Genomic DNA, 16,135 nt, shown 5'->3' with positions numbered 1-16,135 from the left:
TTCTTTTATGGGGCAGTGGATTTAGATGTGGAAAAAGACCTTGATTATATCTCAAAGAATATCGGTGGAGATGCTTTATTACTAGAAGCAACACTTTATGAACAAGGGAGTGCAGAGCAAGGCATTGAACCCAATTTGAACCGAGCATTTGAAGTCTATGCCAAGCTTTATAAACAGGGAAATCCAGTGGCTGCGTATAAACTTGGAATGTTGGCATGGGGTATAGAGCAAGATTCTAAGAGTTATGACAATAAGCTAAAAGGTATTCTCAAGAAAACTGATGGGCTAAGTCCTATTGCTTATTTTGAGAAGGGAGCGCATATGAATAGCAGTTATCGCTATCAAACTATCACTCCTCTTTTAAGGGAGGTGTGGGGCATCTATACTTTTGCTAAAGAGGACTATGCAAAAACCATTGAGATATTGAGTGATCCATCTGTTTCAGACTTTTCAGTCGCACAACTCTATATGGCATTTGCATATTTAGAACTCAAGCAAACAGAGCTAGCAAACCTATTTTTGAATCGTGCGTGCAATAACCCCAATAAAAAAGAGCAGGTGGCTGCCTTTTGTGCAGATTCAAGCTCTTTAGAAAGAATAAAGCTTGGAGAGTAAATGAATAGGATTGTTGTGATATTGATATTGGGTTTTAACACTCTTTTTTCATTGGATAAATGTGAGATTGGCTATAAAGTTCTCTACACAATTGCTCAAGTAGAACGCCACCCTAAGCGTGAGGTCGGATACCCATATATTATCAGTTTCAATCGCACACAAGACATTGCTAAGCTCTCTGATCTTGTTTCAGAAGGTCAATATGAGAAGCTTGATAATCGAAGCATTGATTGTAAAAACCAGAAAAATTGTGTTTTAATTTATAGCAAGATCAGTCAAAACCAAATTCCTAATGTAGATCTGGGTGCTTTTCAAATCAATCCCAAATATCACCAAGCAAGTCCTGAAGATTATTTCAGCCTGCAAAAGAGCATTGCTATTGCCTGTGGCATTTTGACAGAAATTAAGCAAAAATATGGGTGGAGTTGGGAGTCGTTAGCCAAGTATCATTCGTATGAGAAGAAAAATAATTTGAAATATCAAAAGCACTTAAAGCGTTATGCTGGTGAATATCAAGGAACAAGATGAGAAAAGAACAATTAGGTATCTACAATGTAACTTTTAATGAAAAGAGGGCTACACCCATACAAGCTGACATTGAACTCATTGAGGAGGCAATCATTGAATCGATAGTGATGTATGTTAGGGGGTTCCACAATAGAAAGAAAAATAAGGGACTTGGAGCTAAGCATATTAAATTGCACTTAGAAAAAGATGCACAAGGATATATCAGCATTGAAGAACTGGTGAATCTAGGCAAATCGATACGAGAATATTCTAAGCTATTTAAAGAGTCTTTTACTGATAAAAATGGTGCAAAGATTTATGAGTGGGAAAATGAAAATAGAGTGCGATTTAGAGCTGTGATAGATAAAATTTTGCCCGACTTAGTCGCCACACATCTAGCGAACCTTCCATCGAGCAATCAAATTATATCCTTTTATTCTGACCGAAATCTTAATAAGCCTATGGGTTTTAAAAATCCTTTAGTAGCAAAGCATTATGAAGAATCAAAGTAAAGAGGAAAAATGATGGACTCAATCAGCAAAAGACAATAAGGAGAAGTGATGGAAGCAGTATTAATTGGGCTAGGTATGAGCTTGGTAAAAGCTCTGGGTGGAGATAAGGAAGCATTGCTTCATATCAAAAAAATTTCTTGTGAAAATCCTGAGTTATTTAAACATACACAAGAGGTATTTGCTGCAATCTATGCTGGGAGTAAAAGCTCATCTGTAGATGTGGGGGTTGAAAATATCAGACAATCTTTAAAATTTTCAAGCTTTGATGATGAAAAACAAAGAGTGCTAGGGGCATTGGATAGGATCTTAAAACGATCTGTAAATAAAGAACAAAAGAAGATCATCCAGACCTTACAAAAGCAGTATATCAGTCAATCAATGAAAGGACAAGCAGTGTCATGAAAAGAATCGTTCAAAATTATTGCCAACAAAAAGCTCCCAAGAACTCATTTTTCTTTTGTGTGCGTGTCTTTGCTTGTCTTTTTCTGTGTTCCTATGCTCTCTTGGCTCAAACTCCAAGCAAGCCCACCACAAAGCATTATTACCCATATGAAGAACAATACCTTGCTTCTTCTCCTAGGAAAGTGCTTATTAAAGACACTCCTTTATATCGCAAGGGTCTTGAAATGCTTTATGTGCAATCAAACTTCAAACATGAGATGCTCACACCACCTGGGAAAAAGAAGAAAGTTAAGGTGAGTTATCCTGACTATCAAAAAGCTTTGGGATATTTTCTTCAAAGTGTCGAAAAAGAAAACAATTTGGCAGGGGCATTTATAGCAACTTTCTTGATTGAGATATTGGGTAAAAATAGTCCTAAATATCAGGGAGTTTATTTTGATTTGATCCAAAAATTGAGTAAAAACAATAATTGCAAGGGACTATTTTTAGATGGGTATTACTTCCTAAATGGTTTTGGTGGTGTTATCAAAGATGAGAGAGCAGGAAGGAGCAAGCTCAAGAAAGCCTATCACCTCTGTGCTTTCACACCTTATAGCGATTCTATTATTCGAGTTTTGATGCAAGCAAAGGCTGAGAAATGAAGAAACTAATGCTTTTTTTGATGTTTTCTGGGTTCTTGCTTGCTTGGGAGGATTTGGGGGTAATTGGGGAAACTTATGAAATCAAAGAGCCAGATTTTTTTGATGAGATTGCTAAAAATTACCAAAAGCTTGATAAAGAAAAGTTCAAAAAAGAATTAGTAGATTCGATAAAAGAAGCTTTAGTAGGGCATGTGCCATTGCCTTTTTGTCAAAAAGATACCGTGAGAAAAACTGATTGGTCGGTGCATAACAAAGCCCCCTTTGATCTTGAGATCCCACAAGGAGATATTTCTATTAAGGCAGGGCAGAGTCCCAAGAAAGATTTTAATATGCCTGATCTGATTTATGAAGTCATCAACACAGATTCTCACCATGAGCTTCTTTGGCTCAAAACACGCAAGGGAATGCCCCCTGTGATGGTTAATCAGGGGAGTGTTGAGAAGTTGAAGAAATATCCTGAAAAATATTTATTGAGTGATTTTCTCAAAGAAAAACTCAACTTGCAATGCACGCCATCAACAGTAGAGTTCAAGGGAGATATGTTGATTGTGCATGAACATAAAATCAAGCGTGAAAAGGATAAAAAGTGATAAAAAAGATATTATTGTGTAGTCTTTTGCCCCTGTCTTTTCTTCTAGCAGCTCAAGATGCTTCAGGAAGTTCTGGTGCAGATGCTAGTCCTGCTGCAAATAAGGCAAATCCTTCCAAGTCCCCAATGTTGGATTTCTTTTCTTCGCTTGATTGGGATTTATTTGCTGATAAATTTGAAATTACCCTAGAAGTTTGCATATGTGAGAACTCAACATCATCAATGCCCATTGGCTTTAAGGCTTCTTTGGTTGAGCCTATATTGGGGTTCTCAAGCTCTAATACTCCCATGAATTTTGTAGGATTGGGTATGAATGTCGGAAGTGATACCTTTGGCAAACAAGGGACTTCCAGACCTGGTGAAGGTGGTGCGACAAACACAACAGGTTTTAGACAATCAAATTTTCTGATTTTTCCCTTTATGTCGATGGTTGGACTAGCTTTGCCAGACATTATTTGCTTTGATCGGTTAGCAGATATGACTGCTACTTACATCAGTGATGTTGATCCCATGTATCAGAGTGCTGATTTATCGGTCAGAATGAATCAAGCCAAGCCTTTTGGCAGAACTCTTTTTGTCAATCCATTAGCAGATTTGGCTTGTTTGGCTGATTGTGCAGCAGCAACTGCTGGTTTCCCTATAAACAGCTTGTATTGGTGTGATGGTTGTCGAGGGAATATGGGAGCTACTGACACAGGCTATACAAAGATTGGTGATCCTATTGAAAATTCTGAAATGATTGCATTGCGACTTATGGCACAAATGCACGAAACCTCTCAACTTCGAAAGACAAGCGATGCAACCTTTGCTTTCTTAGAAGGTCAATCAATCCCAGATTCAATGTGTAAGGATCGATTCTTTCCAGTGATTATCAAAGACCAATATTATATTCAACTTGCTTATGGGAAAGCTAAAAGATTTGGGGCAATGCGATTCCATTACGATTTTAAATCCACCCCTGCTGATGGTGATGATCATTTCTTCTGGATTTGGCGAACTCGTGATTATTGTATGGGACAAACCCATTGTAAGTAAGGACAGAAAATGAAATTTCTATATGTAACTTTGCTGTTGTTAGGACTCCATCAGGGTTTGTTAGCTCAAGATATTGTAGATCCAAAGGTTGCTAAGTCGCTTTTAACTCCAAGACAATTTGAGGTCTATCAAGAAAGCCTTGAATTGTTAAAGCAGAGTCAAGAAAAAAGCTTGACTATATTCTACCTAACTACAAGCGAATTGGATTTGGGGGCTAAGCGCTTCAATGCTTCTATTTATAAGCTAAAGCAAAAAGGGGAGAGGATTGAGGGAAAAATCATTTTAAGGGGCTTTCCCAAAGATATTTTGGGCTTCCTCCAAGCTATTTATGACAAGAATACTCCTGGTGCTATCAAAATCCACCCTCCCATCTTTCGTGCTTTTAATGTCAAAAGAGTCCCTGCTTATGTTTTAGCCTATTGCCCTGTAGGGAGAAACTTTGCCTTTAGTGATTGTGATAATAAGTTTTTAGCTAGTGGAGATGTAACTTTGAGTGATTTTTTCTCTCGTGTGGGGGATTTTGATAAGAGTTATAAGAAGTATTATTTTGAGTTGATTGAGCCAAAATGAGATATGAGGAAAGCAAATTGATTGAAGGAATAACAATGTGTGTAAGGGGTTGCCATATTGAAAACATAAAGGGCGCAGGTGATGCTACGCTCCAAAAGACTAAAAAAACCCAATCCCATAAAGGAATTGGGCTGTGCCACACTAAGGCTTTAGTCTTTTATTTTTCTCCATTCATCACAATGGAAATGTCATTATATTCTTTTATTCTGACCGAAATCTTAATAAGCCTATGGGTTTTAAAAATCCTTTAGTAGCAAAGCATTATGAGGAAAAAGATGGAAAATCTAGGAGATAAAAGAGAAATAAAAGCCCTCCTTGAGGTGGCTAATCTCATAGGAGGGGAATTTGAAACGGCACTTATTTATTTAGAGCGAGGTTTAAAGATTAGGTCTCTGATCTCCTCTCTAAATAGCATGATAATCACGCTTATAAGTGCAATAACATCTGTTGGGGTCATTATGGACTCCTATTTTTGGATTCCCACCCCTGTCCCAAAAGACCAAAAAAAAACCCAATCCCTTGTGAGGATCGGGCTATCCAAAAATAGGCTCAAATTCTTTTTTATCCAAGTTGCCAACTTGAACGAGATGATTATAGCACAAATGAATTACTTTAAGAAATGGGGAGTAGAATGAAAAGAATCGCCTATCTGTCAATGTTTGTTTTTGTCTTGTTATACGGAGGAGATGTCAATATCCGAGATCTCTATAATAAATCCCAACAAAACACTCCACAATCTCCTAACAACTTTCTCCTTCAAGATACTTTGGGAAAGATGTATTCTGAAGATGTTTTAGATGCAGCAAACTCTCAAGATACAAATAGTTTTAAAGATGGTCCTGTGGCTGATCGATTTGGACCACAAACTGATGATCCTGATGATATGGGAGCAAAGGGGATTGGGGGCTATGTTAAATCTGAACGGCTTGGGGTCAGAAAAAAGGCAATGGAAGCTTCTATTAATGTTTTGGGGAATGTGGCAAAACAAACAGGTAGGGCTACTTGTTATCTCGCACGCTCACAAAGCTTTTTTAATTATCGATGTTCTTTAAATGGAACTACTTACGCAAGCTCAGATGCTGTGGATTCTCCTTCTAAAGCCAAAAGTAATTGTGAGAACAATTGTAGAGTAATGAGTGCGTGTTTAACGGTTACAAATCCATTGGATAAACAAATAGATGATCAAAAAGAGATCATTGCTGATGCACTTGCACTCTCAAAAGACCATCTTTCTACAGCAGTTGAAAGGAGCTTTTCAACTGAAAACAAAATAAAGGTTTTTGAATTTACTATTAAAAATAATGTAGATGTTTTGATGAATTTTTCTTATATTGATGAAAGTGGCTTTGAGAGGGTTATGGCTACTAATCTTATGCTTAAAGCCCAAAGCTCCCAGATATTCAAAAATGGTGGAGAGAAGAAAAAATATACCATCAACAGCAAAATCAAATCAGTCAAGTTAGAATTTATTGTTTCAAAAGATGCTGATTTATCAGGTTTTAATGATGATAATCCTCTAAAGGTTATGATCTCAAAAGCCCTTTTCCTTATCCCTAAAGTCAATCGTTTTGTCTGCTCCCAGCAAAATATCGCAAACAAGCCTGCTGCTAAAAATACTTGCTCAAAATCAGATTTGGTGGAATTGGTGAGTAACACAGGAGAGCGTATTTTAATATGCAAGGCAAATAAGATTGGGGATAATGAAGATGGAACATTTTCCAATAAAAATACTTGTTCTGCAAGTTGTTATGCAAGTGGGGTTTGTTCTTTAGAGAGTCCAGCTTTAAGTGTGGATTCCTTCTTTGGATTCAAGGAGGGGTGTTTAGGGGGTGAGAGTGATTCGTGTAAGAATAATGACTGCATAGCTGCTAGGGAGAATAATGCTCCTATTTTAAATGAAACGGTTTTTGATGGTCAGGGCAATGCTATACAAACCATTAAAAATGGAGCAGTTGTTTCAGGGACTGTTCGACCTCGAGTTTTAGCTAGTAATGATATGGCAAATTATCAAAACAAAATCAAAGAAGAGGGCAAGGACAGAGCTTTTACAAATATGATCCAAGATCAGACTTATGCAGTTTCTAAAGTCTTAGGTTCTGCTCGACAAAGTAGCTATGCAGTCAGGACAAAAGGACAGGAGATTTATGCTAGGTTCAAGCCCAGTGATGGTCTATATGGCAAGAAGGCTTATTTATATGTGATGGTTGAGCTAGAAACTTCCGATCAGAATTATTATGCCAATGCTGGCACTCAAAGGGTTCATTTCCGATCCAAGTATTATTATATGCTTGGTTCAGATAATAAATTGCATTCGTTTTATGTGGATAAAGGTTACAATTTTTCAGATTATAAAGACAATCAGGATAAATTCAGACATTTCAATGAAACATCTTTGAGTTGGATAGAAGGAGGTAGGGAGAGTGATGCACCTATATTCAAAGTCTATTCAGATATTCTCAATGAATTGGGGGAACATAAGTTTTTCATTGAAGAAAAGCTATTTACCAATAAGCTTTATCCCACTCAAGTAAAAGGTCCTGTGCGTTCTAGGGCTTATGCCCTCTCTGCTTCAGGGGGAGATGTTGCTACTGATCCTAATGGTGAAGGTGGAACTAGGGGAACATTGCTAGCAGAGCTTTATCAAGCCATTGGACAAGATAAGAAAAATATTCCCAATTATCTCATTAGACTCAATCATGGACAGCCCCCTCTTACTAGTCCAGGGGATATTCCTTCTCAATATAAGATTTTTGTCCTTGCGACTGAAAAGCCCTTAACACACAAAGAAATTGCTGATGAGCTGATTCTCAAAGACACCACAGGGATCAATTTGATTTATAATTTATTGGAAGATAAAACCAATTATATCACTCAACTCAAAGATGATAGCTCTCAACCCAGTGAATATGTTTCAGTTTATTTGGTGGGCAATTTAAAAAAGCTTTCTGCATACGCTTCTTTCACCCCCAGACAAGATGAAATTCAAGAGAATGGCTATGCTTATTTGTGGTGGCAAGCCCAAAGTGCAGATCAGGATAAAACTGATATAGGGAATCTCAAGCCTTCTGATAAGAGCATATTTGAATACTATGAGCATTTAAGTCCTGCTTATGAACTTGTTCCCCTGTTTGAGAACCAAGATCTTTCTGCCCGTGCTTCCCAAAAGCTTTATTTTGGATATGGGAGTGGAAAATATGATTCTAAGGCTGATTGTAAAGATTTTATAGACCATGGCAATTTCAAGAGAATTTGTTTGCCTTGGTGGCGAATTGAGAGAGAGTATGATTCTAAGATAGATAAAACCATTCCTGATGAGTCTTTTCAGAAGGCAATGAGGGCAATGAGTATTCCCATGGCTGGCAAATTAGTTGAAGTTTGTACTCAAATAGATCCTGCTGCCAATGCCATTTTTAATGGAGAAGCACAGAAGGTTAATTGCACAAGCTACTACAACAAATTAGCTGGTGATGATTGTTTCACAAACCCTATGCAAAGAAAGTGCTTTTATGACAACTGCCCAACAAAAATTAAGGAGAACTGCAAACTTGTCCAGACACTTGCATTTAGTAATCTCAAGTCAGAAATTGCTACCCCCAACCCCCTTGATAAAGATGGTATCCAAACAAGCTTGCAAGATACCAGACTAGAAACTAAGAGCTATACTTATGAATGCCCAGCTTCTAAGGGGAGTTTGATCAATCATGTGTGTTTGAAGCAAGAGCAAGTAACCATGAACCCAGCTAATTGCAATGAGAGTTCTGTTGTGAGTGATGAAGATAAAATCAAACTCCATAGCAACTATATCTATTGTGATACCCATCGACCCATAATGGATGCTTCTGGAAACTTAACAGGATTTAAGGGGACTTGTCCAAATACTAAAAAAGAAGTAGTCTGTGGGATCAATCAGATGCAAACTACGACCAAAACCTGCACTGTTCCTTTGTTTGAAACAGAAACCTATGAAGATGTCCAAGTAGAAACCGTTCAAAGGGTATGTAAAGATGTTTCTGTCAATGTTAGCAAGGGAGATGAAGATATTTATCTTGCTGATCCTACTTGCTTGAGAACCAATACTGCTGCAGATTCCAGAAAGGGGAGTTTTACAGCTTCATTTACTAACAATCAGGTTGGTGGGACTTTGATTGTTTCAGAAAACTACAAAGACCAAGAGAAAATAGATTATTGTAAATATGAAGGTATCAAGCATGGATCACTTCCCAAGGACTGTAGAGATAGTGGGCATGGGGTGATGAATTTTAGGGCACAAATCAATGATTCTCAACAAATTATCTTTGCAACTCAAATTGGCACGCTCAACAATGGGGAAAATATCAATGGAATTATTTTAAATTTGGGACTACCTGAACTTGGAGATCCTACATATCGAAAAATTGTTATTCACAATGATATTGTTCCTTCTTGGGCGCCTGCTCTAAATATATTAAATGCTTTTACATTGTTTCGCAAGCCCTTTAAGCAAGAAGGCTATGGACTAGGTGATTATTTTTTAGAAAATGGCTATAGCAGACCCTTTAGAGCTCTAATCCAAGATACTTATTTTAATGATTCCCTCAATTATTATGCTCCTGCATTGGCAGGGCAAGTGGGTTATGGTGTTATTCAACTTGCTCCTGAAACTACAGGATCTAACTTCAATTCAGCGCCTTGGGTGCAACGAACATATCTTATGCCTGATCGATATAAGAACCCTGGTGATTGCAAATGTATTTCGAATAACTGTGATTTTGAAAGCTGGTATGATGTTGATAAAGACTACCGATGTAATTATCACCCCATTTCTCGTTTAAAAGTCTTTAATAATGCTACTTTGGGTGTGAGTATCATCTTACCCACTCCCTCTGATTATGAGTTTTCTTTTTATAATAAAGCAGGGCAATTGATCGCTAAAGAATCCATAAGTAGAGTGCGTTTGACTGCGACCCCAGCTGGAACTTTACAAAATATTTCTTTAGTGAGTGATCTCAAAACCTCTCGTATGATTGAACTCCAAGACAAATTAATCCCTCAAAAAGAAAAGGAAATCCAAGACCTCAAAGATACTATAGCTTCTATTTCTCCTATTCAAGAGGTTGTTTTAAGCTATGGGGCAAGAACGCAAAGGGAAAAGCGCGAGGAAAAAAAGGGACATGGTTGTAAATTTATTGAGCATATCTTCTGGAGTAAATATAACATATATGAATGCACCTATTGGGATGTCCCCCTTGTCAATGGGGGCAATAACTCTTCTTTATTTAATCGCATTGCTTCTCAAGGCGTTAAAGTCAATGAGAGAGTTTGTGTAGGAAATTACGCCCCATCAACAGGTCCAGATACCAACTTCAACAAACTTTTAGGGCAGGGGGATTGTGATTATCAAAAAAGGCTTGAAACTCTCCAAAAAGAGCTTGAAGACTTTAAGACAGAACTCAAGGAGGAATCACCCAGGAGGTGCTCTAATGATCCTTGGTCGCCTATAGGGGGTGGAACTTTATTTGGACAAGACTCTATTAGTGGCAGTGCAGGAACTTTGATGATTAAAACCCCTCGTTTGATTGAGCTAGAAGATGTTTTAATTCCCAAAAAACAAAATGAACTCCAAGCCTATATAGATGAAGTCAATAGTATTTATTCTAGCAATGTTGTAGAGGTAACCTTGAGCTATGGTAAGCGTACAGAGCAGATAGAATCTGATGATAATGATTATGAACGATCCCATCCAAATTGTAGATACAACACAAGCCCTACAGCAGGCGTATATTATTATGATTGTGATTTCTGGGATATTCCTTTTGTCAATGGAGAAAAAAATGTTGATTTATTCAAGCGATTGAGTGCTCAAGGTGCAAAAGTCAATGAAAAGATTGTTGTAACTCATTATGACCCCTCAAAACCCAAAGACCCTAACTTCAATAAAATCATTGGTAAGGATTATCAAAAAAAGATAGATCTTCTTGAGAAGCAGTTGGAGGTTTTAGAACAAGAAGAAGCCCTAGAAGCCACTAAAACAAAGGTAGCCCCAGCGTGTGAGTTTAATAGGGATTTGACCTATTTGAGGGACAACTCCATTTATTCTATTGGTATCTTAGATAAAGAAACAGGAGATGTAACGATTAAAAAACTAGAGTTCCCATTCCCTTTTGCCAATCGTATCTTTTTTACCTATTTAAAATCTGTTGAGGAGAGGAAATACAAATGCTGCCAAGACTTTTAATACTAATTTTTCTTTTGATAGCAGGAGTGCTACAAGCAGATGACAATGATACAAGTAGTAATTGCCGTGTAGAAGAACAGGCGATAAATCCCATTACTGACATTAATGGCAAAGTGATCTATATGTCAAAGAAGGTTATTAAAATCTGCCAAAAAACACGCAAGAAGCAAACAGGGTGTAAGGCTTATTCTGTTCAAACCACAACATATCCTGGCACTCCTAGTTATTTAAAAAATATTCCAGAGGTAGAAACAAACCTACAGGCTGGTGATTCAGCCAAAGGGATTGCAACGATGGGGAAAGCAGCAATGGCAGAGCAAACCACTCATATTTTCTCAGGGGAACATTCTTATTGCGATCATGGGACTTTCATAGACCCTCCCAATCCATGGATGATGGCTATAAAATATGGAATGATGTTACTCACTGGTCCTATAGTAGATGGGATTGCTGCAGGGAGAAGTGCTTGGACTGCAGCACCAGGAGTGCTATCAGGTATTTCAGAGTTTGCAAAAGCTGGGGTTAAAGAGGCAACATCATCTTTTTTTAAACAATTTAGCCTAAAAATTACAGAAAATGTCGCAAAGGAAGTAGTAAAATCGATAGGGTCTAAGGTATTGGCTGATATTGGTCGTGAAGTCTTCAAGGCTCTTACAAATAAAGATGAAAGCATACAGCAGGGTAAAAACAATGATAACTGCTACATTGCAAATGGGGCGTGCTCTAATCCTAATGAGGATATTAAAAGCTATGAAGAGATGTCAGGGGCTAGTTCTGAGGGAGATGCTAAAGCAGCAAATTATGCCCAATGTATGGTGGGTAAATTTGGTCTAAGTTATGGTACGATAATTAATTATCAGCTTGGCAAAAACCTAGATGAACTCTCTGAAGAGGATAAACAATCTCAAGAAAGACTTTTGTTTTCTGCTAAGACCCCTTATCCTGTGAGTGGTAAAGATATTGCTATTTTGATGGCAGCCTTTGGCAAAGAAGATGATGGAACCATTAAAGCTGAAGACTTAAATACTTATTTTTATGCGAGATATGGGCTTAAGGAATATTCTACCGATGCAGCAGGCAATAAAATTTATGCCCTTTATGCCCTCTCACCTGAAGATTTGATCATTGCAGCAGAAACGGTTTGTGGTGGAGCAGAAACAGTTCCTTATATCAGGTCAAAATATGGCAAAAGATTTTTAGACCCAGAGTTATCCAATCCAACAGTTGAATCTGAAATGAAAAGGCAGTTCCCAGTGTCAGAGTCTGCTTATATTCCTGTTTCAGATTCAGACCAAGGAATAAAAAAAGAATCACTCAAAGCACAAACTATTAAGGCACTTGATTCAGTCGTAAGTGCCTTACCAATGCCATACAACGCTATTGGAGCAGCTATTCTAGATATTGCTAATACTTTCAATGATGGAAATACTTGCACTGACCTTGAGTTTGCAGAGCAGCGCCCTGATCCCAAACTTGCCATTACTAGTAGAAGATTGGCTTCAGGCTTGTGTGTGCGTATTCCACCACCAGCAATAGTTCTCACAAAAGATAATCTACCCTTCCTTGATGATGCTAGAATATCTGAACTTAATGCTGCTCTTGCCAATAGGACTAGCGAGGTTGTAAAAGATTTTATGGGAGCACAACTCCTTAGGGATCACTATTGCTGCTACTCTCAAAAAATCACTAAGATTTTTGCAGAAGGCATTATGACACAACTTGGAAGAACTCTAAGGGACACCTCTTGTGCTAATATTACTCTTGATGACCTCAATAAGATTTCTTTTAGTCCTTGTAAAGATGGACAAAGCCCCTCAAAAGATAACTGCTTCCCTCAAGATAAGTTCAATGAGCTTAAAAATGTGGTTTTGAGTGGTGGGAGCATTGGTATTGACAAAGCCTTGGACTCAATTATTGATACAACCATGAATTTAAGAAACAAATTAGATCATTGATATTGATTTATCATTGAATCAAGAAGCCAAACCATCTTTGGTGGTTGGGTAATTCACCAAATCAAGTATCTAGCACATTTTCTTTTCTGTAATGTATTACATAAATTCTAATATAAACAATGTAATATATTACACTATCACAAAAACTCGCACAATCGTTTAGGTTTTGTGATCGATGATAACCCTTTTTGGGATTAGAGTTTCAAAACTATCATCGATTACTATTCGGCACAATCGTATCTTTTATTTTAAAAATTCATACTCAAATAGAGTATCAACTAAATTTTCTTTGTAATATTCTTTGACTTTTAGTTTAAATGCTTTAATGATATTGTTTAAATCACCATATTTAAATGCCATTTTTGGCTCACCATTACTATGAGTTCCTTGCTGTATTTTGATATTGATCTCTTCATCTATTTGGTAGAGTCCATATTTGAATTCGCTGTTATATTCATCAGTGGTCTTTACAAATTTAAGTATCTCGTGAAACTCATCTAATAGGCTTTTTTCGGTATCGGTGAGTTGATAGCCTTTGTTGATAAAATCTTGCATTGTTTGCATAGCTAGTGTGTCGCCATCAAAGCAAAGCTCGTTGATATAAAGTCTATCATCGCTGCCTTTTAAACTACGCAAATGTGGATAATGACTCAAACTTATCCAAAACATAGTCCTCAATAAAAACTTATCTAAGATACCACTTTTTATATCTGCTAGATACTCATCTGCTTTATCAGCTGTTTTCATAATAAAACTCATTACTTTCCAATCATTGCAGTGGTCTGGATAACGAGAAGCAGCAAATACGGGAAGCTTTTCTAGGAAATTATCACGGCGCATATAAAAACCATGACCATTGAATTTAGTCCCTATTGTAAGGCAAGAGTGGAGTCTAGGGTTATCGAGTCCAAAGCTATCAGTTGCCAAATAGCCTATAATACCATCATTTTTATCGTTGTTATAGCTTGGGTTGGCACTTAGTTTTTTATTTTGTTTTGGGTCGCTCTCTAAACCATTTAAATCACATAAAATTCCACCTTCTATATCACTTGCCCTGTTTTCTTCATAGAGTTTAGAGCTAATCATATTGAAGCATTTTTTAGCCACTAATTCGCCTTGATTCTCTATTTTATTATCTATTATATCAACAGCTTTTAGTGATATTTGTGTGGTTGTGGTGTCGTTTTGGTTGCTCCAAGATATTAGACTCACACAAGCATCAGTTGGAGCGTGAAAATGTCTGCGATTGAGAGCATAGCCATCTATAAATTTCTTTTGAATCAAGTGCTGTGATTTCCAATATTTTATCGGTGAGAATACGATATAACTATCAAGCTCATCACGCAAGAAGTATTTAAAGCCACTCCAAATAAAAGCATTTGCAAGGTCGTTTGTTGTAGCACCTTTAATTTCTTTTTTCATTTCAGTAACAATGAAATTTTGTTTCCAATCAGAACTTTCCTTGCCTTGTTTTTTCTTTTGAAACTCTATGCTGGTTGTTTCGGCATAAGGAGGATTTTCATAGAGTATGATGGCACATTTTGGATCGTTAATATATTTTTTAATGATAGGATTGTCTATAATATCACGACTTAAAGCATTTGCACCACTCAAAAAGCCATCAGTATTTAATAAATCTTCAAATTCAAAAAGACTATTTTCCATCTTTGGTTTTGGTGGTATGATAGCTCTTACACGCCCTCCAAGCCTATCTTTTAAAACTATCCACTCTTTGAGTTCATAAGTGCTAACTATCGTATGGCTCAATAATTCATCATCAAACTCTTGTTCTAAATTACCACTTCCAGCACAGCGATCGATGATAACATAATCTTGTATCTGCCCCCCCCCATAGCTCTATTAATAGCTTCTTTAACCAGCTCTGCTCCTAGTTTTGCATAATGGCTTGGTGTATAAAAAGCTCCTAATTTTTTCTGCGTTAAGGGGTCGTTGAGCATATCCATAATATATTTAAAATCCAACTCTTGCCCTTGCCAAGCGTTGATATAATCTCTCAATGTTCCTTTTGGATTTTTCAATTCATTAAAAAATGCTTTTTTCTCAGGCTTTTGTTTGGATTTGGTGGCATTTTCGTAATAAAACTGCGACCATCCATAGACATTATGTTCATTGATCTCAATTTTTACAGAATTTCTCTTTTCGCGCACAAATTCCTTGATTTCTTTTTTGCCCTTTTCGTTTGATAGATTAAATTCTATGATTTCTTTTGGCTCATTGGCTTTAAAATCCAAAATCCCATCACTGGCTTTTAAATTTGCATAGCGTTCTATATCGTTGATCATATCAATATAATCTATGCTGTCATAAATAAAGCATTTGTTTTCATCTTGGCTAACAAGACAAATTTTAGCTGGTATCGGCACACCATCTCGATTGAATCTTGCAAGATAAATAATTGCTTGACTCAAGGCTTTACCTTTACCATAGCTTGTTACATTTTGTTTGTGTTCGAATATAATATTTTTTGTGTATCCATCAGTGCTTCTTGCAATAATGACATCATCTAAGCCATTATCAAAAACTTGCGAATAGAAATTTAAGCTAAAACTTACTTCATCGGTTTGGACTGCTGCCATTTATGATTTCCTTTTTGATTTTTAAGCTATATGCCACAAAGCAAAGGCATACTTTTTATCTTGATACCACTTTGCTATTTATTACTTCAGGAAATAGTAACACATCTGAAAAGATAAATCAACGAGAGGGTAGAAAAATACAATGGGAGGGGAATTTGACCTAAAGGGTGGTTATCAAACAACAGACATAAAAACTCATTGTCAAAAACTAACCAGTTGATAACCACTTTTTTGAATATGGGGAAGTTTCGTAAATCAGGGGCTTGCAGAAAATCTATCAAAAAAATCTACACAAAAGCTCGCAAAATAGGTGGTTTTAGAGGAAAATAATGTATCAATGTTTAGAATATTGTATGCAAAAGAAAATAGAGATGGTGGAGTGTAGGGGGTTCGATAAATTGTATTCAAATAACATATAGCAGGTGATTTGTGCGTATTGAATTATTCGCATTTGATAACCATCTATGGCAATCAGCATTTTCCCTTTCCTAAAAAGCT

The 16,135-nt window shown here is 36.9% G+C and carries 14 protein-coding genes; 11 read left to right on the top strand and 3 right to left on the bottom strand.

The features are described 5' to 3' along the window. The first annotated feature begins 15 nt into the window (after nt 1-15). The 6 genes from BKH46_RS08005 to BKH46_RS07980 are packed head-to-tail and all read left to right on the top strand — an operon-like array spanning nt 16 to nt 3,267. Nucleotides 16-615 carry a hypothetical protein gene (locus tag BKH46_RS08005; RefSeq protein ID WP_143428931.1) on the top strand — a complete coding sequence of 200 codons (600 nt, stop codon included), beginning with the start codon at nt 16-18 and terminating at the stop codon, nt 613-615. Continuing rightward, nucleotides 616-1,143: a hypothetical protein gene (locus BKH46_RS08000; protein ID WP_095226318.1), complete on the top strand. Its 528-nt coding sequence runs from the start codon at nt 616-618 to the stop codon at nt 1,141-1,143. After that, a complete protein-coding gene (locus BKH46_RS07995; protein ID WP_095226317.1) occupies nt 1,140-1,634 on the top strand; it encodes a hypothetical protein in 495 nt (164 codons plus the stop codon). The genes BKH46_RS08000 and BKH46_RS07995 overlap by 4 nt, the downstream gene beginning before the upstream one ends. A gap of 48 nt (nt 1,635-1,682) precedes the next feature. After that, on the top strand, nt 1,683-2,036 hold the full coding sequence (locus tag BKH46_RS07990) for a hypothetical protein (protein WP_095226316.1): 354 nt from the start codon (nt 1,683-1,685) through the stop codon (nt 2,034-2,036). Continuing rightward, nucleotides 2,033-2,677, top strand: coding sequence for a hypothetical protein (locus BKH46_RS07985; protein ID WP_095226315.1), 645 nt, complete (start codon nt 2,033-2,035; stop codon nt 2,675-2,677). The genes BKH46_RS07990 and BKH46_RS07985 overlap by 4 nt, the downstream gene beginning before the upstream one ends. Further along, nucleotides 2,674-3,267, top strand: a complete 594-nt coding sequence (locus BKH46_RS07980) for a hypothetical protein (RefSeq protein WP_095226314.1) — start codon at nt 2,674-2,676, stop codon at nt 3,265-3,267. Before BKH46_RS07985 ends, BKH46_RS07980 begins: the two co-directional genes overlap by 4 nt. 52 nt (nt 3,268-3,319) lie before the next feature. On the opposite strand, the gene BKH46_RS09755 is transcribed toward BKH46_RS07980, so the two are convergent. Beyond that, on the bottom strand, nt 3,320-3,604 hold the full coding sequence (locus tag BKH46_RS09755) for a hypothetical protein (RefSeq protein ID WP_253248337.1): 285 nt from the start codon (nt 3,602-3,604) through the stop codon (nt 3,320-3,322). On the opposite strand from BKH46_RS09755, the gene BKH46_RS07975 reads away from it, so the two are divergent. From BKH46_RS07975 to BKH46_RS07950, 5 genes are all read left to right on the top strand, one after another. After that, complete coding sequence (locus tag BKH46_RS07975) at nt 3,489-4,301, top strand: TraU family protein (RefSeq protein ID WP_253248336.1); 813 nt, start codon at nt 3,489-3,491, stop codon at nt 4,299-4,301. The two genes, BKH46_RS09755 and BKH46_RS07975, sit on opposite strands and share 116 nt — an antisense overlap. A 9-nt stretch (nt 4,302-4,310) precedes the next feature. Then, a complete protein-coding gene (locus tag BKH46_RS07970; RefSeq protein WP_095226312.1) occupies nt 4,311-4,871 on the top strand; it encodes a TrbC family F-type conjugative pilus assembly protein in 561 nt (186 codons plus the stop codon). Between the two features lie 275 nt (nt 4,872-5,146). Further along, nucleotides 5,147-5,506 carry a hypothetical protein gene (locus BKH46_RS09540; RefSeq protein ID WP_095226310.1) on the top strand — a complete coding sequence of 120 codons (360 nt, stop codon included), beginning with the start codon at nt 5,147-5,149 and terminating at the stop codon, nt 5,504-5,506. Beyond that, nucleotides 5,503-11,085, top strand: a complete 5,583-nt coding sequence (locus BKH46_RS07955) for a hypothetical protein (RefSeq protein ID WP_095226309.1) — start codon at nt 5,503-5,505, stop codon at nt 11,083-11,085. The genes BKH46_RS09540 and BKH46_RS07955 overlap by 4 nt, the downstream gene beginning before the upstream one ends. Beyond that, nucleotides 11,067-13,040 (top strand): hypothetical protein, encoded by a 1,974-nt coding sequence (locus BKH46_RS07950; protein WP_095226308.1) that lies wholly within the window; start codon nt 11,067-11,069, stop codon nt 13,038-13,040. Before BKH46_RS07955 ends, BKH46_RS07950 begins: the two co-directional genes overlap by 19 nt. Nucleotides 13,041-13,283: 243 nt before the next feature. Here the strand turns inward: BKH46_RS07950 and BKH46_RS07945 are convergent, their stop codons facing one another. Then, entirely contained in the window at nt 13,284-14,807 is a 1,524-nt protein-coding gene (locus tag BKH46_RS07945) for a hypothetical protein (RefSeq protein ID WP_143428930.1), read from the bottom strand. 23 nt (nt 14,808-14,830) lie between these two features. Further along, nucleotides 14,831-15,637: a hypothetical protein gene (locus BKH46_RS07940; protein WP_095226306.1), complete on the bottom strand. Its 807-nt coding sequence runs from the start codon at nt 15,635-15,637 to the stop codon at nt 14,831-14,833. Between the last annotated feature and the right edge of the window lie 498 nt (nt 15,638-16,135).

Source organism: Helicobacter sp. 12S02634-8 (assembly GCF_002272865.1).
In the GTDB taxonomy this organism is placed as follows: Bacteria; Campylobacterota; Campylobacteria; order Campylobacterales; family Helicobacteraceae; genus Helicobacter_J.
Note: the sequence above shows the minus strand (reverse complement) of the source record. Positions and strands in the feature narration are given on the sequence as shown.

Coding starts and splice junctions, on each gene's coding strand:
- BKH46_RS07955 (WP_095226309.1), top strand. CDS start 5,503: ATGAAAAGAATCGCCTATCTGTCAATGTTTGTTTTTGTCTTGTTATAC.
- BKH46_RS08000 (WP_095226318.1), top strand. CDS start 616: ATGAATAGGATTGTTGTGATATTGATATTGGGTTTTAACACTCTTTTT.
- BKH46_RS07985 (WP_095226315.1), top strand. CDS start 2,033: ATGAAAAGAATCGTTCAAAATTATTGCCAACAAAAAGCTCCCAAGAAC.
- BKH46_RS09540 (WP_095226310.1), top strand. CDS start 5,147: ATGGAAAATCTAGGAGATAAAAGAGAAATAAAAGCCCTCCTTGAGGTG.
- BKH46_RS07970 (WP_095226312.1), top strand. CDS start 4,311: ATGAAATTTCTATATGTAACTTTGCTGTTGTTAGGACTCCATCAGGGT.
- BKH46_RS07975 (WP_253248336.1), top strand. CDS start 3,489: ATGCCCATTGGCTTTAAGGCTTCTTTGGTTGAGCCTATATTGGGGTTC.
- BKH46_RS07950 (WP_095226308.1), top strand. CDS start 11,067: ATGCTGCCAAGACTTTTAATACTAATTTTTCTTTTGATAGCAGGAGTG.
- BKH46_RS07995 (WP_095226317.1), top strand. CDS start 1,140: ATGAGAAAAGAACAATTAGGTATCTACAATGTAACTTTTAATGAAAAG.
- BKH46_RS07980 (WP_095226314.1), top strand. CDS start 2,674: ATGAAGAAACTAATGCTTTTTTTGATGTTTTCTGGGTTCTTGCTTGCT.
- BKH46_RS07940 (WP_095226306.1), bottom strand. CDS start 15,637: ATGGCAGCAGTCCAAACCGATGAAGTAAGTTTTAGCTTAAATTTCTAT.
- BKH46_RS07990 (WP_095226316.1), top strand. CDS start 1,683: ATGGAAGCAGTATTAATTGGGCTAGGTATGAGCTTGGTAAAAGCTCTG.